The organism is Pseudomonas violetae, assembly GCF_023072615.1.
Taxonomy (GTDB): Bacteria; Pseudomonadota; Gammaproteobacteria; order Pseudomonadales; family Pseudomonadaceae; genus Aquipseudomonas; species Aquipseudomonas violetae.
Genome location: NZ_JAKNRW010000041.1, coordinates 17,204 through 37,784, shown reverse-complemented (window position 1 = coordinate 37,784; position 20,581 = coordinate 17,204). Strand labels below are relative to the sequence as shown.

General features: G+C 59.5%; 19 protein-coding genes. 7 read left to right on the top strand and 12 right to left on the bottom strand.

What is annotated here, in order from left to right; translation table 11 throughout:
- Positions 1 to 144: 144 nt before the first annotated feature.
- Positions 145 to 1,854, bottom strand: coding sequence for a single-stranded-DNA-specific exonuclease RecJ (gene recJ / locus L9059_RS26960; protein ID WP_247293946.1), 1,710 nt, complete (start codon positions 1,852 to 1,854; stop codon positions 145 to 147).
- A gap of 65 nt (positions 1,855 to 1,919) precedes the next feature.
- Entirely contained in the window at positions 1,920 to 2,462 is a 543-nt protein-coding gene (locus tag L9059_RS26955) for a YaeQ family protein (protein ID WP_007897614.1), read from the bottom strand.
- A 145-nt stretch (positions 2,463 to 2,607) separates the two neighbouring features.
- Between L9059_RS26955 and L9059_RS26950 the strand changes: the two genes are divergently transcribed.
- Entirely contained in the window at positions 2,608 to 3,807 is a 1,200-nt protein-coding gene (locus L9059_RS26950; RefSeq protein WP_247293944.1) for a CaiB/BaiF CoA transferase family protein, read from the top strand.
- Complete coding sequence (locus L9059_RS26945) at positions 3,788 to 4,705, top strand: TIGR02285 family protein (RefSeq protein WP_247293941.1); 918 nt, start codon at positions 3,788 to 3,790, stop codon at positions 4,703 to 4,705. The genes L9059_RS26950 and L9059_RS26945 overlap by 20 nt, the downstream gene beginning before the upstream one ends.
- Positions 4,706 to 4,875: 170 nt before the next feature.
- Here L9059_RS26945 and L9059_RS26940 read toward each other — a convergent pair whose 3' ends face one another.
- On the bottom strand, positions 4,876 to 5,163 hold the full coding sequence (locus tag L9059_RS26940) for a DUF3509 domain-containing protein (RefSeq protein WP_247293939.1): 288 nt from the start codon (positions 5,161 to 5,163) through the stop codon (positions 4,876 to 4,878).
- Between the two features lie 348 nt (positions 5,164 to 5,511).
- On the opposite strand from L9059_RS26940, the gene L9059_RS26935 reads away from it, so the two are divergent.
- Positions 5,512 to 7,338, top strand: a complete 1,827-nt coding sequence (locus L9059_RS26935; RefSeq protein WP_247293937.1) for a phospholipase effector Tle1 domain-containing protein — start codon at positions 5,512 to 5,514, stop codon at positions 7,336 to 7,338.
- On the top strand, positions 7,339 to 7,980 hold the full coding sequence (locus tag L9059_RS26930) for a DUF2931 family protein (RefSeq protein WP_247293936.1): 642 nt from the start codon (positions 7,339 to 7,341) through the stop codon (positions 7,978 to 7,980).
- Between the two features lie 257 nt (positions 7,981 to 8,237).
- On the opposite strand, the gene thrC is transcribed toward L9059_RS26930, so the two are convergent.
- The 9 genes from thrC to ffh form a co-directional block, all read right to left on the bottom strand.
- A complete protein-coding gene (gene thrC / locus L9059_RS26925) occupies positions 8,238 to 9,647 on the bottom strand; it encodes a threonine synthase (protein ID WP_247293934.1) in 1,410 nt (469 codons plus the stop codon).
- A 66-nt stretch (positions 9,648 to 9,713) separates the two neighbouring features.
- Positions 9,714 to 11,018, bottom strand: a complete 1,305-nt coding sequence (locus L9059_RS26920) for a homoserine dehydrogenase (RefSeq protein ID WP_247293957.1) — start codon at positions 11,016 to 11,018, stop codon at positions 9,714 to 9,716.
- A 133-nt stretch (positions 11,019 to 11,151) separates the two neighbouring features.
- Positions 11,152 to 11,883, bottom strand: coding sequence for a bifunctional protein-disulfide isomerase/oxidoreductase DsbC (gene dsbC, locus L9059_RS26915; RefSeq protein ID WP_247293933.1), 732 nt, complete (start codon positions 11,881 to 11,883; stop codon positions 11,152 to 11,154).
- A gap of 205 nt (positions 11,884 to 12,088) precedes the next feature.
- The gene (gene xerD / locus L9059_RS26910; RefSeq protein ID WP_247293932.1) at positions 12,089 to 12,985 is read right to left on the bottom strand and encodes a site-specific tyrosine recombinase XerD; all 897 of its coding nucleotides are present in this window, start codon (positions 12,983 to 12,985) and stop codon (positions 12,089 to 12,091) included.
- 99 nt (positions 12,986 to 13,084) lie between these two features.
- On the bottom strand, positions 13,085 to 13,435 hold the full coding sequence (rplS, locus tag L9059_RS26905; RefSeq protein WP_003175895.1) for a 50S ribosomal protein L19: 351 nt from the start codon (positions 13,433 to 13,435) through the stop codon (positions 13,085 to 13,087).
- A gap of 45 nt (positions 13,436 to 13,480) precedes the next feature.
- On the bottom strand, positions 13,481 to 14,254 hold the full coding sequence (gene trmD, locus L9059_RS26900) for a tRNA (guanosine(37)-N1)-methyltransferase TrmD (RefSeq protein WP_247293931.1): 774 nt from the start codon (positions 14,252 to 14,254) through the stop codon (positions 13,481 to 13,483).
- Positions 14,236 to 14,772 (bottom strand): ribosome maturation factor RimM, encoded by a 537-nt coding sequence (gene rimM / locus L9059_RS26895; RefSeq protein ID WP_247293930.1) that lies wholly within the window; start codon positions 14,770 to 14,772, stop codon positions 14,236 to 14,238. The genes trmD and rimM overlap by 19 nt, the downstream gene beginning before the upstream one ends.
- A gap of 5 nt (positions 14,773 to 14,777) precedes the next feature.
- The gene (rpsP, locus tag L9059_RS26890; protein WP_045059142.1) at positions 14,778 to 15,029 is read right to left on the bottom strand and encodes a 30S ribosomal protein S16; all 252 of its coding nucleotides are present in this window, start codon (positions 15,027 to 15,029) and stop codon (positions 14,778 to 14,780) included.
- A 249-nt stretch (positions 15,030 to 15,278) separates the two neighbouring features.
- Entirely contained in the window at positions 15,279 to 16,655 is a 1,377-nt protein-coding gene (gene ffh, locus L9059_RS26885; protein ID WP_247293929.1) for a signal recognition particle protein, read from the bottom strand.
- 195 nt (positions 16,656 to 16,850) lie between these two features.
- Here ffh and L9059_RS26880 point away from each other — a divergent pair, with 195 nt between their 5' ends.
- The 3 genes from L9059_RS26880 to L9059_RS26870 all read left to right on the top strand — a co-directional run bounded on the left by L9059_RS26880 (position 16,851) and on the right by L9059_RS26870 (position 20,575).
- Positions 16,851 to 17,663, top strand: a complete 813-nt coding sequence (locus tag L9059_RS26880; protein WP_247293928.1) for a cytochrome C assembly family protein — start codon at positions 16,851 to 16,853, stop codon at positions 17,661 to 17,663.
- 12 nt (positions 17,664 to 17,675) lie between these two features.
- On the top strand, positions 17,676 to 18,911 hold the full coding sequence (locus L9059_RS26875; protein ID WP_247293927.1) for an HlyC/CorC family transporter: 1,236 nt from the start codon (positions 17,676 to 17,678) through the stop codon (positions 18,909 to 18,911).
- Positions 18,912 to 19,261: 350 nt separating this feature from the next.
- The gene (locus L9059_RS26870; protein WP_247293926.1) at positions 19,262 to 20,575 is read left to right on the top strand and encodes an MFS transporter; all 1,314 of its coding nucleotides are present in this window, start codon (positions 19,262 to 19,264) and stop codon (positions 20,573 to 20,575) included.
- Positions 20,576 to 20,581: the final 6 nt, after the last annotated feature.

The following is a 20,581-nucleotide window of genomic DNA, read 5'->3' as shown; positions in this document are numbered from 1 at the left end:
CCGCGGGTAAAAAATTCGACAAGACGTCACAAGGAAAATCAAGCAGTGCTTAGAGCCTAGTCGACAACAGGGGATCGGGGAGGGTTCAGATGGAATGGGGGCCAGAAAGATCGCCTTCGCGAGCAAGCCCGCTCCCACACGGGCCTAACGCGGTTCGATATGGGCAATCATCAATTGCACGGTTTCGTTGCCACGGAATTCGTTGAGGTCAAGTTTGTAAGCAAGCTCCACCCACTTGATGGTCGGATTGGGCCAGATGTCGCGATCGATCCCGAAGGCGATGCCATCGAGCTTCACCGAACCGCACTCGCTCCTGAGCACCACTTTGAGGTGACGCTCACCGACCACGCGCTGTTCCACCAGCTGGAACACCCCATGGAACAGCGGCTCGGGGAAATGTTGGCCCCAAGGGCCGGCGTGACGCAAGGCCCGCGCCAGTTCCAGGTGAAACTCCTCGACCGCCAGGGTACCGTCCGACAGCAGGCGGCCGGTCAGGTCTTCTTCGCGTAGTTGTCGGCGCACTTCAGCGTCGAACGCTTCGGCGAACAATGGGAAATTCGCTTCCGGCAGGGTCAGGCCCGCCGCCATGGCATGGCCGCCATATTTGCTGATCAGCGTCGGATGCTGCGCCGCCACCACGCTCAGGGCATCACGGATATGAAAGCCCTGCACGGAGCGCCCCGAGCCCTTGAGCAGGCCATCGCCGGCATCGGCAAAGGCGATGGTCGGCCGGAAATAGCGCTCCTTCATCCGCGACGCGAGGATGCCGATCACGCCCTGGTGCCACTCGGGATCGAATAGGCACAAACCGAACGGCATGGACTCGACCGGCAAATCCTTGAGCTGGGCCAGCGCCTCACGTTGCATGCCCTGCTCGATGGATTTGCGATCCTGGTTCATGCCGTCGAGCTGCACTGCCATTTCCCGGGCCAGGGCCTGGCTGTCGGTCAGCAGGCATTCGATGCCCAGGCTCATGTCATCCAGGCGCCCCGCCGCGTTCAAGCGTGGGCCGACGATGAAACCGAGATCGGTGGAGGTGATGCGCGCATGGTCACGCTTGGCCACTTCAAGAATCGCCTTGATCCCGGGCCGGGCGCGCCCTGCGCGAATCCGCTCGAGGCCCTGATGCACCAGGATCCGGTTATTGGCATCCAGAGGCACCACGTCGGCGACGCTGCCCAGCGCCACCAGGTCCAGCAACTCACCGATGTTCGGCTGCGGCTTGGCCACATACCAGCCGAGGTCGCGCAATCGCGCACGCAAGGCCATCAACACGTAGAAAATCACCCCGACACCGGCCAGCGCCTTGCTCGGAAACGTACAACCCGGCTGGTTCGGATTGACGATGGCATCCGCCAGCGGCAGCTCATCGCCCGGCAAGTGGTGATCGGTGACCAACACCTGCAGCCCGGCCTTTTTCGCTGCCGCGACGCCTTCAACGCTGGAGATGCCGTTGTCCACGGTGATCAGCAACTGTGGCGTGCGGGTCAACGCCACTTCGACGATTTCCGGCGTCAGTCCGTAGCCGTATTCGAAACGGTTGGGCACCAGATAGTCGACGTGGGCAGCGCCCAGCAGGCGCAAACCCAGGACGCCCACAGTGCTGGCGGTGGCGCCATCGGCATCGAAGTCGCCAACGATCAGGATGCGCTGGCGCTGCTCCAGGGCGGTCACCAACAGGTCCACCGCAGCGTCGATGCCCTTGAGTTGCTGGAACGGAATCAGCCGCGCCAGGCTCTTGTCCAGTTCAGCCTCGGACTGCACGCCCCGTGCCGCGTACAAGCGGGTCAACAGGGGTGGGATATCACCGAGGAAAGGCAGGATGTCGGGCAGCTGGCGAGGTTCGATGCGCATGGGGTGACGGGGGCTTCTCTTGAATACGTAGGAAAATACTGTTTATCGCGACAGGCGTAAGCCGATCAGCCGCGTTCGCCGCTCAGCCACTGCAGCTGGACTTCGTGCTGACCACGGTCGTCGGTCACAAAAATGGTCCCTTCGCTGATCATCACGTCCCACTTGATCACGCGGGGCATGTCCTTGGCCAGGGTTTCCAGGACTTCCTGGGGCACCGCAGCAATGTGCACGTTTTTCAGGTTCTTGATCGCCGGGATCACCTTGGTTTCCCAGACCCGCAGGCTGCCGTAGGCCAGCAGGCTGGTGCGCTCGGTGCGACGCGAGCACCAGGTCAGGCGATCGGCGTCCGGCTGGCCGACTTCGATCCAGTGCAGAACGCGATCGTCCAGGCTCTTTTCCCACAGGGCAGGTTCGTCTACGTCCGACAGACCGCGACCGAAAGACAGCTGCTCGTTGTACCAGAAGGCGTAGGCCAGTAGCCGCACGGTCATGCGCTCTTCGGTTTCCGAAGGGTGCCGGGCAATGGTCTGCTTCACGCTCTCGTAGACGCTGCGGTCGAGGTCGGTGAGGTTCAGTTCAAACTTGTAGGTCGTGGACGGCTGGGCCATGAACGGGCTTCTTGATACGAGGAAAGGCGGCAAGTCTAACCGATGCGACCACCAATCAACGAATTGTAGCGATGAACCTTGGGCGACTGACGCCGGGCTATGCTAAAACGCTCTACCAGCCAGCCTTTGTCCTACAGGATCCAGCATGCCGTTCACCGCAAAACCGCTCTCAGGTCTGAAAGTCATCGAATTGGGCACCCTGATCGCCGGGCCCTTTGCGTCGCGGATTTGCGGCGAGTTCGGCGCCGAGGTGATCAAGGTCGAATCACCCGATGGCGGTGATCCATTGCGCAAATGGCGCAAAATCTATGAAGGCACTTCGCTATGGTGGTTCGTCCAGGCGCGTAACAAAAAATCCCTGACCCTGAACCTCAAGCACCCTGAGGGTCTGGCCATCCTAAAAAAACTGCTCGGCGAAGCAGACATCCTGATCGAGAACTTCCGCCCCGGCGTCCTGGAAAAGCTCGGCCTGGGCTGGGACGTCCTGCATGCCCTGAACCCCAAGCTGGTGATGGTACGACTGTCGGGATTCGGCCAGACCGGGCCGATGAAAGATCAGCCGGGGTTTGGTGCGGTCGGCGAGTCCATGGGTGGCCTGCGCTACATCACCGGCTTCGAGGATCGCCCCCCCGTGCGCACCGGTATTTCCATTGGTGACTCGATCGCCGCCCTTTGGGGCGTTATCGGCGCGCTGATGGCTTTGCGTCATCGTGAGGTCAACGGTGGCCAGGGCCAGGTCGTGGACGTTGCATTGTATGAAGCGATCTTTGCCATGATGGAAAGCATGGTGCCGGAGTTCGACGTGTTCGGCTTTATCCGCGAACGTACCGGCAACATCATGCCGGGCATCACGCCCTCCTCGATCCACACCAGCGCCGACGGTAAGCACGTGCAGATCGGCGCCAATGGCGATGCGATCTTCAAGCGCTTCATGCTGATCATCGGCCGCGTAGACCTGGCAAATGATCCTGCCCTCGCCAGTAACGACGGGCGCGACACCCGGCGCGACGAGCTCTACGGGGTGATCGATCGCTGGGCCAACTCGCTGCCACTGGACGCCATCATCGAGCAATTGAATCAGGCCGAAGTACCGGCCAGCCGAATCTTCAGTGCCGAAGACATGTTCGCTGACCCGCAATACCTGGCCCGGGAAATGTTTCTCCAGGCCAAATTGCCGGACGGCAAGGACTTCAAAATGCCGGGGATCGTACCGAAACTTTCCGAGACCCCGGGATCCTCGGAATGGGTCGGCCCGCAACTGGGCGAACACAACTCGCAAGTACTCAACGACCTTGGCTACGACCAGGCCCAGATCGCCAAACTGCGTGCAGACGGGGCCATTTAAGCTGAAACGCCTGTTGCCATCAGCCCTGTACAACCGCCTTGCCCTGGCGGCGCTCGCGCTATTGGCCGGGTTGGTATCGCCCAATCTGGCGCAGGCCAGGGAAACGCTGATCTGGCTGCTGCGCGATCTTCCGCCGACAATGATCTTCGAGGGACCGAAAAAGGGCCAGGGGATCATTGATCAGATGTTGCCGCTGTTGATCGCCGGCATGCCGCAATATGACCACGTACTGATGCGAGTCAATCGCGCTCGCGGCATTCAGATGCTCCAGGAAGAATCGTTTACCTGCGACCCCGCTCTGGCCTGGACCAGGGAGCGAGCGCAGTGGATCACCTTTTCACTCCCGGCCTTCCGCGCGATCAGCAACGGCCTGGTCGTTCGCCAGACTGATCATGGAGTGGTGGATGAGTTTGTCAGCGACGGTGAAATCGATCTGGCGGCGCTCCTGGCCAGTGGCCGAACCAAAATCGGCATCGTCGCCGAGCGCAGTTACGGCCAGCGCATCGACGCACTGCTCAAACAGGCGCCACCCTCGGCCGTGACCGCCCACCATGGCAACAAAGCCCTCGGCAGCCTGCTGCAGATGCAGCGCCTGGGTCGCCTGCAGGTGGTCCTGGGGTACTCGCCGGAAATCCGCTACCTGGCCAACCGGGCACAGATTACCGACGACCAACTGAGGTTCCTGCCAATCAAGGGTACGGATCAATACCTGTCAGGGCATATCGGCTGTTCCAACACGGCACAGGGCAAACAGGCGATCGGAGCGATCAACCAGTTGTTGCGCACACTGCCGCGGGACCAACTCGACCCGCTCTACGCCGACTGGCTCGACCCGCCAATGCGCAGCGATTACCTCAAGGACACTCGAGAGTTTTTCGAGCACCAAGCGCAGCCGTGACAAATCGCAGGCAAAAAGAAACCCCGGGACGTGGGGAGACGACTCGGGGTTAAACGTGGCCTACATAAAGACCCGTAACAGCAAGCGCCAAGCACCGGAGCACAATGCTTGATCCTGCCGTCACATATTCTGACTGGCGATCCCGGGATTAGGTTCCCGCAGGATGCGATTCAATTTCGACTGGCGAGCAGCTTGTCCTGTGCTGCGTTGCGCAAAGCCGCGATGACACAGGGTTCCAGACGGCCTTCGGCGATCATCAGGTCTCGACGCAAACCGTCGACTACATCCGTGAGCAGGCGCTTGTCGCTCAACTGAGCCTGGCTGAAAGCCCGTTCGACCACGATGGCGCCGGTCGAACTCTTCAGGGTCACGAGGCATTCACCATGGACACCCGACGGGGCCAGCGTGACTTGATACGGGCTCAGAGCCTCTCCGAGCAATAGACTGATACTTTCCAAATCGATCACCACTCATTAGTCCGAAAACAAAGTGCCTGGGGCAGTTCTACAGTAAATGACCACCGGCCTCAGAAGAAAGTTCTGAATGGTAACTGCAGGGGCGTCGACGTCTCGGGTTGATGAAGCATGCATGGGGAAGATGACAGGATAAAAACACCAACATAAGGCCTGTTTCTGATGGCACTTTCCCAAACCTCTGTGGGAAATTTCTGCTTTGCTGCTGCACGCATTTTATCCCCCCTTCGCCCATGTACTTTGCACTGGCCCGACTCATTCATCGGTCGGCGCACCTCATTAAACCGAGTGCGCGCCCATTACTTCAGGGCGCCCAGTACAGGGAGTTCAGCCATGCCCGAAGGCTACTTTATCCGCAAGGGAGACAAGACCACGTGTGGCGGCGAGGTTCTCGAAGCCGATACCCGCGTCAGGATGTTTGGCTTCGCCCATGCCAGTGAAGGTGATCGGGTTTCCTGCGGAAAGAACGACGAAATCTACAAGATCGTGGGTGGGATTTCGTTCATGCAGAGCCACGGAAGGCTGGTCGCAGGATCGCTGGATAGTGTCAGCAGTTGTCCGTGTCGGGCGCGACTGATCCCTTCAACGTCTGAAGGCAGCTACGAGCCAAGACGTGACCCCGGGCCCAACACGGCCCGAGCGCCCTCTGAACAACCCACTCGGCAACCGGCTCAACAATCAACGACGCAAGCACCCGCCTCTCCCTACCCATCGGGATTTATGGAGCAACAGCCCGCTCCAACCAAAATCGGGATCGCCCTGCGCATCGGGGTGTTTTTCGACGGCACTGGCAACAATGCCGATAACACGGCATTGGGAATGGCTTGTGGAGCTCACCATGCCATCAAGCCGGATGATATTGATGCCAGCTGCAAGCCGTATATGAGTGATCCGGATAGTAGTTATGGGAATGAGGCGACTAATGTAGCCAAGCTTTTCGACAGATACACCCAATTGGATGTTATGGGCAATGAGGGTCGAAGCAAGGCAGTGCAACGCAAGCTCTACATAGACGGCATTGGCACAATAACCGGTGGGAAAGACAGCCTGATAGGCTCGGGGATTGGGCGAGGCCATACTGGAGTCGTCAGCAGGGTACAACAGAGCCTTCACTTCATCAGCAGCCTTGTAGAGGCCGTAATCAAAGAAAACCCGGGCGGTGAAATCAACTCTTTAACTTTCGACACAGTAGGCTTCAGCCGAGGCGCAGCAGCAGCCCGACACTTTGCTAACGAACTGGCACTTGGAAAGAGAGGATTGTTGGAAGAGGTTTTATCCAGCAACGCAAACGGATTTGGTCGTCACTTCTTGGGCCAGTTCAACCGTGACATCCATGTCGCGTTTATCGGGTTGTTTGATACTGTGGCCTCGATCGCCGGTCTCGACAATTTCGCCAATATCAAAAGTCCAGTAGCTCCCGGATTACGCCTGTATCTGGCTCGATCCCAGTTCACCAACGTGGTCCATTTGGTGGCCTGCAACGAGTACCGGGTCAATTTCCCGCTGAGCAGGATCAAGCCGGACCATCCTGAAATCGAACTACCCGGAGTGCATTCGGATATCGGTGGAGGCTATCTCGTTGAAGCTCATGAACGAGTACTGATGAGCCCGATGCAAGGACTGACCGTACCAAAGGGCACGGATGTGAGAACCACCTCAATCTATCGCGATGCGCTGCAGCATAGAGCCGTAATGATCGCTGAAGGCTGGCCGCCCGCCATGCTGGCGGTCGTCACTCCACCGCCAAGGCTTTTGCCGCAGAATCCTAGAGACCGACTTGGCGCTCAGGAGGAGCGGGTCTACGCCGCCTTGCAGCTCAGTCGTTCAGTGCGAGGCGAACTGTCGCGAGTCTATCTGCGGGTAATGCATGCGCTGGCCAAGCAGAAAGGCGTGCGCCTCGACGAAATTCCCGACACCCCCCAGTACCAGATACCAGCAGAACTTCAACCGCTATGCGACAGGTTTATCGCTGGCGACTACCGTGTAACAGCTGAAGAGCAAGACATGCTCAGGCTGCATTACATCCACACCTCTGCACACTGGAATCACCCTCTGGATAAAACCGGACATCGCGAGGCCACGCTGCTCTACATCAACGCCCCTACTGCAGATGGGATGCGCGTGCAGCATCCGCATGTGACACATCGGGGCCAGGGATAAATGAAAAAATTGATCACCCTTGTAAGTCTAATGCTCTGCAGCGGCTGTCATTCGTATGGTAAGGAGAACCCACAGTCGCTCTGGTGGAGCATTGCTTTCAAGGGACCGCCGTACATGCTCGGGGAAGTAGAGCTACGGGTTGTCGAGGACATCAACGGTAAACACTTCCCGCGCTCAGGAGGAGGGGCGGTCGGTACTGACGCTCCTGAGGACGGTACGGAGTCCGCCCGAGGCTGGCCGCGCATTCTCGGAGGGTCAATCGAGCCTGTAACCGGTGCCGCACTGCCCAAAAGAATTTTTGTTCGCTGGCAGTCGGTCGTCGAGGCGCAGACCTACAGGGCCTGGGTGGATATTCCGGAAGAGGGACGCGAGGTCATGCGTGTGTCAACCGATCAACGCTGCCCGAAAACCCAACGATACCGCTACCACGCCTCGTTGATCATGGGCTTGGCACCCGGCGGCATAGTGCAGGTGTGGGCGAGCGACAGTTGTTATGACGCAATCAAAATCGCTCGTGCACAAGCGGAGATCGAACCCTTGGGTCCAAGCCAAGGGAAAAATGACGGCCGATATGCGTACAAAATCGGTGAGAAAACCCAACGCTACATCGAGCATTACGGGATTCCTTATGGCAGTTGGTAAGCTCTAATAGATCAAACGAAAAAGCCCGTCAGAAGACGTAATGGTGTTCAAATAAGCGCAAATCTGACCCTGTGGCGAGGGAGCTTGCTCCCGCGGGGCCGCGAAGCGGCCCCACTCTCTACCTGAAAAGCAGGGGACTGCTGCGCAGTCCAACGGGAGCAAGCTCCCTCGCCACAGGTATCTCACTCGGCTCAAGATGTCTTAAGTGAACAGCATTACGTCAGAAGACGGGCTCTTTCAGGTGACAGCTTTGACGCTTACAGCGGTTTACCGCGATTGCCACGCTGGCTGACGAATGCCTGGACGGCTTTCAGGTCGTTTGGCAGGACGGTGCAGCGCTCATCGCGCTCGAACAGGTCGGTGAGGTGCACAGGGAGCTCCAGCGCCTTGCCAACACCGGCCTTCTCCACCGCATCCGGGAATTTAACCGGGTGGGCGGTGCCCAGGATCACCATCGGAATGTCCAGGCTGCGACGGCATTCGCGGGCGGCCTTGACGCCGATCGCCGTGTGCGGGTCGAGCAGCTCGCCGGTCTGTTCGTAGACTTCGGCAATGGTTTCGCAGGTTTGTGCGTCATCAACGGCCAGGGAGTCGAACAGTTTGCGCGCTTCGGTCCAGCGTTCTTCTTCGACGCTGAAACCGCCACCTTGCTTGAAGCTGTCCATCAAACCGGCGATCGCCGCGCCGTTACGACCGTGCAGGTCGAACAGCAGGCGTTCGAAGTTCGACGACACCATGATGTCCATTGATGGCGACAGCGTTGCGTGCAGGGTTTCCTTGACGTACTGGTTGCCGCTCATGAAGCGGTGCAGGATGTCGTTGCGGTTGGTGGCGACGATCAATTGGTTGATCGGCAGGCCCATGTTGCGCGCCAGGTAACCGGCGAAGATGTCGCCGAAGTTGCCGGTCGGCACCGAGAACGACACCGAACGAGCCGGCCCGCCCAGTTGCAGGGACGCGTGGAAGTAGTAAACGATCTGGGCCATGATCCGCGCCCAGTTGATCGAGTTCACGGCCACCAGGCGAGTGCCCTTGAGGAAGCTCTGGTCGGCAAAGCTGGCCTTGACCATTTCCTGGCAGTCGTCGAAGTTGCCTTCGATGGCGATGTTGTGGATGTTCTCGCCGAAGATGGTCGTCATCTGCCGACGCTGCACTTCGGACACGCGGTTGTGCGGGTGCAGGATGAAGATGTCGACGTTTTCGCAGTGCTTGCAGCCTTCGATGGCGGCCGAGCCGGTGTCGCCGGAAGTCGCGCCGACGATGACCACGCGCTCACCGCGTTTTTCCAGCACGTAGTCGAGCAGACGGCCGAGCAGTTGCAGGGCGAAGTCCTTGAACGCCAGGGTCGGGCCGTGGAACAGCTCCAGCACCCACTCGTTGCCGTTCAGTTGACGCAGCGGCGCGACGGCACTGTGCGAGAACACGCCGTAAGTTTCTTCGAGAATCTTTTTGAAATCGGCATCGGGGATGCTGCCGGTCACGAACGGGCGCATCACCCGGAAGGCCAGTTCGTGGTACGGCAGGCCGGCCCAGGAGGCGATTTCTTCCTGGGTGAAACGTGGCAGGTTTTCCGGGACGTACAGACCGCCGTCGGTGGCGAGACCGGCCAGCAGGACGTCTTCGAAATTCAGGGCCGGTGCCTGGCCGCGGGTACTGATATAACGCATGACTGGCTCCAATAGACAGTGTTCGCAAACCCGGGCCCGCTCGCGAGCCCGGTGAACGATAACGGCTTAGTTCAGGTGCTCGACTCGGATCCGTACAACCGGACCCACCACGCCCGCCAGGGCTTCCAGGGCAGCGATCGCATCGTTCATGTGCTGTTCCAGCACACGGTGGGTCAGCAGGATCATCGGCACCAGGCCGTCATGCTCCTCGACTTCCTTCTGCATGATCGACTCGATGTTGATGCCCCGCTCCGACAGGATGCTCGCCACCTGGGCCAGCACACCCGGGTGGTCCTTGGCCTGAATCCGCAGGTAGTAGGCACTTTCGCAGGCTTCGATCGGCAGGATCGGGTGGGCGGACAGCGAGTCCGGCTGGAAGGCCAGGTGCGGCACGCGATTCTCCGGGTCGGAGGTCATCGCGCGAACCACGTCTACCAGGTCGGCGATCACCGACGAAGCGGTCGGCTCCATGCCGGCGCCAGCGCCATAGAACAGGGTCGAACCGGCAGCATCACCGTTGACCATCACGGCGTTCATCACCCCGTTGACGTTGGCGATCAGGCGATCGGCCGGAATCAGCGTCGGGTGCACGCGCAACTCGATACCGGCGGCAGTGCTGCGCGCGACACCCAGGTGCTTGATGCGGTAGCCCAGCGCTTCGGCGTAGTTCACGTCAGCAGTGGTTAGCTTGGTGATGCCTTCGGTGTAGGCCTTGTCGAATTGCAGCGGAATGCCGAACGCGATGGATGCCAGGATCGTCAGCTTGTGGGCTGCATCGATGCCTTCGACATCGAAGGTCGGATCGGCTTCGGCATAACCCAGTGCTTGCGCCTCGGCGAGCACATCTTCGAAGGTGCGACCCTTCTCGCGCATTTCCGTGAGAATGAAGTTGCCGGTGCCGTTGATGATACCGGCGACCCAGTTGATACGGTTGGCGGACAGGCCTTCGCGGATCGCCTTGATCACTGGAATGCCACCGGCCACAGCCGCTTCGAACGCAACGATCACGCCCTTCTCGCGTGCCTTGGCGAAAATCTCATTACCGTGAACGGCGATCAGTGCCTTGTTCGCGGTGACCACATGCTTGCCATTCTCGATGGCCTTGAGTACCAGCTCACGGGCAACGGTGTAGCCGCCCACCAGCTCTATGACGATGTCGATCTCAGGGTTCGTGGCCACTTCGAAGACATCGTTGGTAATCGCAATACCGGTCGTTTGGAACTGAGGCTTTGGCGTGCGCATGGCAATTTGTGCCACTTCGATTCCACGCCCGGCACGACGAGCAATTTCCTCGGCGTTGCGCTGAAGTACGTTGAAGGTACCGCCACCGACGGTTCCTAACCCACAGATGCCTACTTTGACCGGTTTCACTGTGAACTCCCCATAAAACGGCCGACGCAAGGTCGGCCGTGAAAACAACCGCATGCTCGCGGTTCTCTATTAATGGCCCGGCGAAACCGCCGCCAGGCCATGATCGTCAAAGGCTGACCGTGACGATGCGAATTTACTTCGCGCCAAGCGCCAGTTTGGCGACTTGTGGCGCAGGCTGGTAGCCCGGAATGACCTGACCATCAGCCAAAACGATGGCCGGTGTACCGTTCACGCCGATCGACTGACCGAGGGCGAACTGCTTGGAAACCGGGTTCTCGCACTTGGCGGCCTTGATTTCCTTGCCGTCGACCATTTTATCCATGGCCGCTTTCTTGTCCTTGGAGCACCACACCGCCTGCAGCTGTTCATCGCCCGGCGAGCCCAGGCCCTGGCGCGGGAACGCGACGTAGCGCACTTCGATGCCACGCTTGTTCAGCTCAGGCACTTCGGCGTGCAGCTTGTGGCAGTACGGGCAGGTGGTGTCGGTGAATACGGTGATGTGCGACTTGGTTTCGCCGATGGCCGGGTAGACCACGGTCTCAGCGACCGGAATGGCGTTGACCAGCTTGGAAACGCCCAGGCGCTCGGTCTTCTCGGTCAGGTTGACCGGTTTACCGTCCTTGAGCTGGAACAGGTAGCCCTGTACCACGTACTGGCCATCGGCGCTGGCATAGAGCACCCGGCTGCCTTGCAGCCTGACTTCGTACAGGCCTGGCAGGGGGCTGGCGGAAATGCTTTCTACCGGAACCTCAAGCTGGAGGTTCTCCAGGCTTTTACGAATGGCTTTGTCGGCCGCGTCATCGGCGACGGCAAAGGTACTGACCAACGCAATGGCTGCGGCGGCGATAATTTGGGTCAGACGCATGAGAACTCCTGAAGGCGGACAAATGGGACGATCAGAACGCCCGTGCCGAAGCACCGGGTCACAACCGCCCACCGTTCAAACCGGCAAAGCCTATCACATAAGGGCTACGGGGCCGAATGCGGGTGTCGCAAGACTTTACGGACCACACCCCCTGCCGGACACAATGCCCTGTGGGGATTCATTCCTGCGGGAGCGGGCTTGGTGCTCAGCCGCGCGGGTGGTGTTTGGCGTGCAGGTCCTGCAGGCGGGCGCGGGCGACATGGGTGTAGATCTGGGTGGTCGACAGGTCGCTGTGGCCGAGCAACATCTGCACCACCCGCAGGTCGGCGCCGTGGTTGAGCAGGTGCGTAGCGAAGGCGTGACGCAGGGTGTGCGGCGACAGCGACTTGCCGATACCGGCGACCTTGGCCTGGTGCTTGATGCGGTGCCAGAACGTCTGGCGGGTCATCTGCTCGCCGCGCAGACTGGGGAACATGACATCGCTGGGACGCCCGCCGAGCAACTGGCTACGAGCATCGCGCATGTAACGCTCGACCCAGACAATCGCCTCCTCCCCCATCGGTACCAGCCTCTCCTTGCTGCCTTTGCCCATCACCCGCAGCACGCCTTGGCGCAGGTTGACCTGCTCCAGGGTCAGGCTGATCAGCTCCGTCACCCGCAATCCGCAGGCATATAGCACCTCGAGCATGGCACGGTCGCGCTGGCCGATGGCTTCGCTCAGGTCCGGCGCCTTCAGCAGCGCCTCGACGTCTGCCTCCGACAGGGATTTGGGCAGCGGCCTGCCGAGTTGCGGCATGTCGATGCGCAGGGTCGGATCGACAGCGATCAATTTTTCCCGCAGCAAGTAACGATAAAAGCCACGCACTCCCGAGAGAAACCGCGCGGTGGATCGTGGCTTGTAGTTTTGTTCCAGGCGCCAGGCCAGGTGATCGAGGATCAACTCGCGTCCGGCGTTGATTAACTCCAGCCCTTTCTCCTGCAGCCAGCCGTTGAACAAGGCCAGGTCACTGCGATAAGCATCGCGTGTGTTATCCGACAAGCCTTTCTCCAGCCACAACGCGTCGAGAAATTGATCTATCAATGGATGTTCGATGGCGGGCATAAAGGCTCATGCAAGACCGTCAGTAAGGTCAGGGAAGATAAATCGCAGGCAACAAAAAAGCAGCCCGCAGGCTGCTTTTTTTTGCATCGGAAGCTGGACTTAAGCCAGTTTTTCCTTGATGCGAGCTGCTTTACCGGACAGGTCACGCAGGTAGTACAGCTTGGCTTTACGTACGTCACCGCGACGTTTAACGGCCATGCTGTCGATTTGCGGGCTGTAGGTCTGGAAAGTACGCTCTACGCCAACACCGTTGGAGATTTTACGAACGGTGAAAGCACTGTTTACGCCGCGGTTACGCTTGGCGATAACAACACCTTCGAACGCTTGCAGACGAGAACGGTCGCCTTCCTTCACTTTCACCTGAACGACAATGGTGTCGCCCGGGGCAAAGGTAGGGATCTCTTTGGTCATCTGCTCTGCTTCGAGTGCAAGGATGATTTTGTTAGTCATGCTGTGCTCCTAAGGTAAATCAACGGACTTACCATCGATACGTTGTTAACTATCGTCCCGCTCGCGGATGTATTCCTCGAGCAGCTTCTTCTCTTCTCCAGAAAGCGAGCGGCTTTCCAGAAGATCGGCGCGTCGTTCAAAGGTCCTACCAAGGGACTGCTGTAAACGCCAACGCCGGATATGCGCGTGATTGCCACTTAGCAACACGTCGGGAACACGCTGATCCGCATACACCTCAGGTCGGGTGTAGTGCGGGCAATCCAGCAAACCATCCGTAAAGGAATCTTCCTCGGCGGAGTCCGCATGCCCTAAAGCTCCAGGCAGCAGTCGTGTAACCGCATCGATCAGGACCATTGCCGGCAGCTCGCCGCCAGACAGTACATAGTCGCCAATCGACCACTCTTCATCGACATAAGCATCTATAAAACGCTCGTCAATGCCTTCATAGCGGCCGGCAATCAGGATCAATGCATCCGAATTCGCCAACTCGCGTACCGCCGACTGTGTCAGTTGACGGCCTTGGGGGGACAGGTAAATCACCTTCGCCGCCTCCCCGGCTGCTGCCTTGGCCTGAACCAGAGCATCTTCCAGGGGCTTGATCTTCATCACCATGCCTGGGCCACCGCCAAATGGGCGGTCGTCCACAGTGTGATGTCGATCCGTCGTGTAGTCTCGCGGATTCCAACAGGTAAGCTGCAACAGCCCCTGTTTCACCGCACGACTGGTGATGCCGTACTCGCTGATGGCGGAGAACATCTCGGGAAACAAACTGATCACTTCTACGCGCAAATTAGCCACGCTTAGAAGTCCGCATCCCATTCCACCTTCATCTCGCCTGCTGCGAGGTCGACTGCCAACACACATTGCTCCGTATAGGGCAACAGGCGTTCGCGATCATCCAGGCTGCCAGCGCAAGGCTTGACCACCATTACATCATTGGCGCCGGTTTCCAGAAGATGATCGATTTTCCCGAGCAATTGCCCCAGTTGATCAATAACCTTCAGACCTTCGAGCTGGTACCAGTAGTACTCGCCGTCGGTCAATTCAGGGAACAGGTTGCGCGGCACACAGATCTCATAACCGGCCAGAAGACGAGCTTCTTCACGGTCATCAAGACCTTTGAGCTTTGCGACCAGGAACTTGTCGTTCCCGCGTCCACTGACCAGCTCAACCTGTTTCACAATGCCTTCGCGCTTGAGCGTCCAGGTTTTGTACTGCAACAGGTTTTCAGTCGGATCAGTAAAGGAATACACCTTCACTTCGCCGCGAACGCCATGAACAGAGTAGATCTTGCCGATAACGATCAAATCATCAGCAACAGCAGGCGTCGCGTTCATATTGCTCAGGCCGCAGCCTTAGCCGAGTCCTTCAGCAACTGAGCAACACGCTCAGAAGGCTGTGCACCAACGCTCAGCCAGTAGGCTACGCGCTCTTGGTTCACGGACAGACGGACTTCTTGACCACGAGCAACAGGGTTGAAGAAACCAACCTGTTCCTTGTGCGAACCGTCGCGCGGGTTGCGGCTGTCGGTTACGGTCAAGTGGTAAAACGGGCGCTTTTTGGAGCCGCCAAGGGCAAGACGGATTGTTAGCATGTGAACATCGTTCCTGTAGTCGGTGCTGCAAATCTAAAGGCACAGCGGGCATAGGTGCCCGAAAGGCCGCATATTCTAAGGAATATCCGGACTTTTGCAAATGTCTTTTTCCGGCGGCCTATCGGACGCCATGCAGATTTGCTATAGAGCCGTCGTTGAAAACGGCCAGTCAGCTCCCGCCAAGTGCGGGTTTGCTGTTGATCCCACATCGCTGTGGGCAGCGCAAGGGCAAGCCCTTGCGCAGATTCTTTACATCTTGGGCATGCCGCCGCCGGGCAACATACCGCCCATGCCGCGCATCATTTTGGCCATTCCGCCTTTGGCGGAGAATTTCTTCATCATCTTCTGCATCTGCTTGTGTTGCTTGATCAAGCGACCGATGTCCTGCACCTGGGTGCCGGAACCCATGGCGATCCGGCGCTTGCGCGAACCGCTGATGAGCTCAGGGTCGCGGCGCTCGGCCGGGGTCATGGAGTTGATGATGGCTTCCATCTGCTTGAATTGTTTCTCTGCCGCACCCTGGGCGTTGCCCATCTGCGCCAGGTTCACTCCACCGATGCTCGGCAGCTTATCCATGAGGCCGCCGAGGCCACCCATGTTCTTCATCTGTTGCAGCTGATCGCGGAAGTCTTCGAGATCGAAACCCTTGCCCTTCTTCAGCTTCTTGGCCAGCTTGTCGGCCTTGTCCTTGTCGAGGGTCTGTTCGGCCTGCTCAATCAGGCTGAGCACGTCGCCCATGCCGAGAATACGCGAAGCAATACGCTCAGGGTGGAACGGCTCGAGCGCTTCGCTCTTCTCGCCCATACCAATGAACTTGATCGGCTTGCCGGTGATGGCGCGAACCGACAGTGCGGCACCGCCACGGGCGTCGCCGTCGACTTTGGTCAGGATCACGCCGGTCAGCGGCAATGCATCGCCAAAAGCCTTGGCGGTGTTTGCGGCGTCCTGGCCGGTCATCGCGTCGACCACGAACAGGGTTTCCACCGGGTTGATCGCGGCGTGCAGCGCCTTGATCTCGCCCATCATCTCTTCATCGATGTGCAGGCGACCGGCGGTATCGACGATGACCACATCAATGAACTTAAGCTTTGCTTCTTTAATAGCTGCTTGCGCGATCTCGACCGGCTTCTGGCTCAGGTCGGAGGGAAAGAAGGTCACACCCACTTCACCGGCGAGCATTTCCAGCTGCTTGATCGCCGCCGGGCGGTAGACGTCCGCGGACACTACCATGACCGACTTCTTCTTGCGCTCTTTAAGGAAGCGCGCAAGTTTACCGGCGGTGGTGGTTTTACCAGCACCTTGCAAACCGGCCATCAACACGATAGCTGGCGGCACGGCGCTCAGGTTCAAGTCTTCGTTGGCCGCACCCATCAGGCTTTCGAGTTCGGCCTGGACAATCTTCACGAACGCCTGGCCCGGCGTCAGGCTGCGCGACACCTCGGTGCCGACAGCACGCTCCTTGACCGCATTGACGAAGTCCTTGACCACCGGCAAGGCCACGTCGGCCTCGAGCAGCGCCATGCGCACTTCACGCAAGGTGTCCTTGATGTTGTCTTCAGTCAGCTTGGCCTTGCCGGTGACATGGCGCAGCGTCTGCGAGAGACGGTCGGTTAAGTTTTCAAACATTGCGCGATCCTTTCAGGCCCTGTGTAGACCGGGATAATGGCGGCCCAGACCGGAATAAACATGTGCTCGGCGAGCCTGCGGCGTGGGCAGGTCGCGGATTATAGCGAAGACTGCGTCTGGCGGACACCTCGCACTTTCGTGCGATGAGGGTTCTATGCCAAACTCAGCGCCTTTCGGGCTTGCCTATCAGGATTTATGCTCCCCTTGTCACCCAGCTTGCTAACTACCCTCGCCGCCGCCTGCCTCTACGCCGCTGCGACCATCTATCAGGGCACTCGTCTGGCTTCCGGTGCCAAGGCGAACAAACGCCTGCTGGTCACGCTCGGCATTTTGGCCGTACTGGCCCACAGCGCCAGCCTGCTGACCCACCTGTTGACGCCAATCGGCCTGGGCCTGGATTTCTTCAGCGCCGCCAGCCTGATTGCCGCAGCGGTCATCGCCCTGACCCTGCTGGCCTGCTCGCGCATTCCGGTGGAGAACCTGCTTATCCTGCTGTTCCCGCTGGGCGCCGCCACCGTGCTGCTCGCGCAATTCGCCCCCGCCGGCACTGTCCAGATCATCGACGAAGCGCCGGGCATCCTCGCGCATATCCTGCTGTCGATCCTGGCCTATGGGATGTTCACCATCGCGGTGTTCCAGGCGTTGTTGCTGCTGGTCCAGGACCATCAGCTCAAGCACAAGCACCCCTCCGGCCTGATCAAGAACTTCCCGCCACTGCAAACCATGGAAAGCCTGCTGTTCGGCTTCCTCTGGGCTGGCTGGACCCTGCTATCGCTGTCGCTGATTTCCGGCTGGCTGTTCGTCGAGAATCTGTTTGCCCAGCACCTGGTGCACAAGACCCTGCTGGCCTGCCTGGCCTGGATCGTGTTCAGCGTGCTGCTGTGGGGCCGCAATCGCCTCGGCTGGCGCGGACACAAGGCCATCCGCTGGACCCTCGCCGGCTTCTGCCTGCTGATGCTGGCCTACTTCGGCAGCAAGCTGGTCCGTGAATACATCCTGCACATCTGACGGGCGGCAATAATGGACGACTTGCCGATAGGGCCGATGCTCGCAGTGATCGCCCTGCTGATTTTGTGGTCGGGGCTGTTCACCGCCATTGAAGTCGCACAACAACACATGCTGGCCCAGCGCACCGCCTCGCGCTCGAGCGACAAGCCCGTGGCGAAGCTGAATTTCCCGCTCAACAGCCTGATCCTTTGCAACACCTTGTGCCGCGCACTGGTAATGGTCATCAGCACCCTGCTGGCGATTGTCACCTGGGCGGAGAATGGCCCATGGGCAGCGTGCCTCGGAGCGGGCGCGATCCTGCTGGTGTTCGCCGAATATCTGCCGCGCACCCTTGCCGTGCGCTATCCGGATACCATCCTGAGCCTGGGCAACACCTTGCTCGGCGCGCCGTTGAAAATCGTCTACCCTGCCGCCTGGTTGCTCAATGGCGCCAGCCAATTGCTGATGCGCCCGTTTACCCGCAAAGTCAATGCGGTGCAGCAAAGCGAAGACGAACCCACCACGGATCGGCAAGAAGCCCACGAACAGTCATCCTGCCGCCCGCACGTCCTATCGGGCATTCATGCGCTGGACCACATCACGGTCAACGACATCCTGGTGCCACGCAGTGACGTCGAAGGGATCAACCTCGACGACTCCCTCCCCGAGATAATCGAACAGTTGAGCAATAACCGACGCACACGCCTGCCGGTGTTCCACAACGATATCAACCAGGTCGAAGCGGTGCTCAATACCCGGCAGATCCTCCATCTGCTGCCGGATGCCAGCCTGACGATCGAAGCGCTGCTGGCGGCTTGCCACGAGCCGTACTTCGTGCCTGAAAGCACCCCGCTACAGCTGCAACTGCTGAATTTCCACAAGCAACAGCGACGCCTGGGCATGGTGGTGGACGAATACGGCGAAGTGCTCGGCATCGTCACCTTGGAAGACATCCTAGAAGAAATCGTCGGCGAGTTCGAAAGCCAGCACAGCCTGGATAACCCGCACATTCATCCACAGCCGGATGGCCGACTGATGATCGAAGGTGCAGCGTCGATTCGCGAACTGAACAAGAGCCTGGGCTGGCACTTGCCCAGCGATGGACCGAAAACCCTCAACGGCCTGGTAACCGAGGCGCTGGAGACCATTCCGGAGAGTGCGGTATGCCTGAAGATAGGGCGTTATCGGCTGGAGATTCTCGAGACCGAGGACAACCGTGTGACGCAGGTACTGGTCTGGCATACCAGTTCAGTGCCTGTAGCAATATAGACCCCGGCCACATTCAAAGAGCTTGACCCCATTCCCGATGGAGAGGGCGCTCGCTCCCGCCGGACTGACTGCTAAGCCGTCCCTGTAACAGACGCCGCGATCATCCTGAAAGAACGCATTCAACACTTTGCGGCCGCTTCGCGCCCGAGCGGGGGCAAGCTCCCTCGCCACAAAAGTGCTCATCAGCCTCGCCTCTTGTTGAATCGATAGCCGCCTTCCTATAATCGAGCCGCTTACTCAAGCACCGCCACACCCCAGTGCTACCCGCACTCTGCGTCAAACCCACATCCCTGGGTGTTCAACCCTAATAACTCGCTCCACTGGGGCACATGACTGTCAGGGATAACCGCATGACAACCAGTACGACTTACAGCCAAAGCACGCCTGCACCTACCAACTCCGCCACCCGCGTGGCCACGGCGAGCTTCATCGGCACCGCCATCGAGTTCTATGACTTCTACGTCTATGCTACCGCCGCGGCGCTGGTGATCGGCCCGGTATTTTTTCCCCAGACCTCCGGCACTGCGCAAATGCTGTCGGCCTTCCTCACCTTTGGTATCGCGTTCCTGGCCAGGCCTCTGGGTTCGGCACTGTTCGGCCATTTCGGCGACCGCATCGGACGTAAGTCGACCCTGGTCGCCTCGCTATTGCTGATGGGCGTATGCACCACGCTGATCGGCGTACTTCCGGGTTACGCCAGCATCGGTGCCTGGGCGCCCATCCTGCTCTGCGTATTACGCTTCGGCCAGGGTCTGGGGCTTGGCGGCGAATGGGGCGGCGCAGCGCTGCTGGCGACGGAGAATGCGCCCAAGGGCAAACGAGCCTGGTTCGGCATGTTCCCCCAGCTCGGGCCTTCGATCGGCTTCCTCGCTGCCAACGGACTGTTCCTGACCCTGGCGTTGATCCTGAGCGACGAGCAGTTCCGCTCGTGGGGCTGGCGGATTCCGTTCCTGCTGAGTGCAGCGCTGGTAATGGTCGGTCTGTATGTACGCCTCAAACTCCACGAAACCCCGGTGTTCGCCAATGCCGTGGCGCGCCAGGAACGGGTGAAAATCCCCTTGGTCGAGCTGTTCAGCCAATACTGGGTGCCGATGTTACTGGGTGCCGGCTCGATGGTGGTCTGCTACGCGCTGTTCTACATCTCGACAGTATTTTCTTTGAGCTACGGCGTATCGACACTGGGCTACACCCGCGAAACCTTCCTTGCTCTACTGTGCTTCGCCGTGCTGTTCATGGCGGCCGCAACTCCGCTCTCGGCCTGGGCCAGTGACCGTTACGGTCGCAAACCGGTACTGATTATCGGTGGTGTGCTGGCGATTCTGTCCGGGTTCCTTATGGAACCGCTGCTGACCCAGGGCTCGACCTGGGGCGTCGCGCTGTTCCTGTGCATCGAGTTGTTTCTGATGGGCGTGACGTTTGCGCCGATGGGGGCGCTGCTACCCGAGCTGTTTCCTACCCATGTGCGTTACACCGGCGCGTCGGCTGCCTACAACCTGGGCGGAATCGTCGGAGCCTCGGCGGCGCCGTTCTTCGCGCAGAAGTTGGTGGCGATGGGCGGGTTGGGTTACGTCGGAGGGTATGTGTCGGGGGCGGCGGTGTTGAGCCTGATTGCAGTGCTGTGTTTGAAGGAAACGCGGCATAACGATTTGAATCGGGTGGCCTGAAGCCAG

Excerpts from the sequence above, each read along its gene's own strand:
- L9059_RS26935 (WP_247293937.1), top strand. The coding sequence starts at position 5,512 with ATGCCCGAAGGCTACTTTATCCGCAAGGGAGACAAGACCACGTGTGGC.
- L9059_RS26950 (WP_247293944.1), top strand. The coding sequence starts at position 2,608 with ATGCCGTTCACCGCAAAACCGCTCTCAGGTCTGAAAGTCATCGAATTG.
- trmD (WP_247293931.1), bottom strand. The coding sequence starts at position 14,254 with ATGGGATGCGGACTTCTAAGCGTGGCTAATTTGCGCGTAGAAGTGATC.
- dsbC (WP_247293933.1), bottom strand. The coding sequence starts at position 11,883 with ATGCGTCTGACCCAAATTATCGCCGCCGCAGCCATTGCGTTGGTCAGT.
- L9059_RS26875 (WP_247293927.1), top strand. The coding sequence starts at position 17,676 with ATGGACGACTTGCCGATAGGGCCGATGCTCGCAGTGATCGCCCTGCTG.
- recJ (WP_247293946.1), bottom strand. The coding sequence starts at position 1,854 with ATGCGCATCGAACCTCGCCAGCTGCCCGACATCCTGCCTTTCCTCGGT.
- L9059_RS26930 (WP_247293936.1), top strand. The coding sequence starts at position 7,339 with ATGAAAAAATTGATCACCCTTGTAAGTCTAATGCTCTGCAGCGGCTGT.
- L9059_RS26870 (WP_247293926.1), top strand. The coding sequence starts at position 19,262 with ATGACAACCAGTACGACTTACAGCCAAAGCACGCCTGCACCTACCAAC.
- rpsP (WP_045059142.1), bottom strand. The coding sequence starts at position 15,029 with ATGCTAACAATCCGTCTTGCCCTTGGCGGCTCCAAAAAGCGCCCGTTT.
- xerD (WP_247293932.1), bottom strand. The coding sequence starts at position 12,985 with ATGCCCGCCATCGAACATCCATTGATAGATCAATTTCTCGACGCGTTG.
- L9059_RS26880 (WP_247293928.1), top strand. The coding sequence starts at position 16,851 with ATGCTCCCCTTGTCACCCAGCTTGCTAACTACCCTCGCCGCCGCCTGC.
- ffh (WP_247293929.1), bottom strand. The coding sequence starts at position 16,655 with ATGTTTGAAAACTTAACCGACCGTCTCTCGCAGACGCTGCGCCATGTC.
- rimM (WP_247293930.1), bottom strand. The coding sequence starts at position 14,772 with ATGAACGCGACGCCTGCTGTTGCTGATGATTTGATCGTTATCGGCAAG.
- L9059_RS26955 (WP_007897614.1), bottom strand. The coding sequence starts at position 2,462 with ATGGCCCAGCCGTCCACGACCTACAAGTTTGAACTGAACCTCACCGAC.
- rplS (WP_003175895.1), bottom strand. The coding sequence starts at position 13,435 with ATGACTAACAAAATCATCCTTGCACTCGAAGCAGAGCAGATGACCAAA.
- thrC (WP_247293934.1), bottom strand. The coding sequence starts at position 9,647 with ATGCGTTATATCAGTACCCGCGGCCAGGCACCGGCCCTGAATTTCGAA.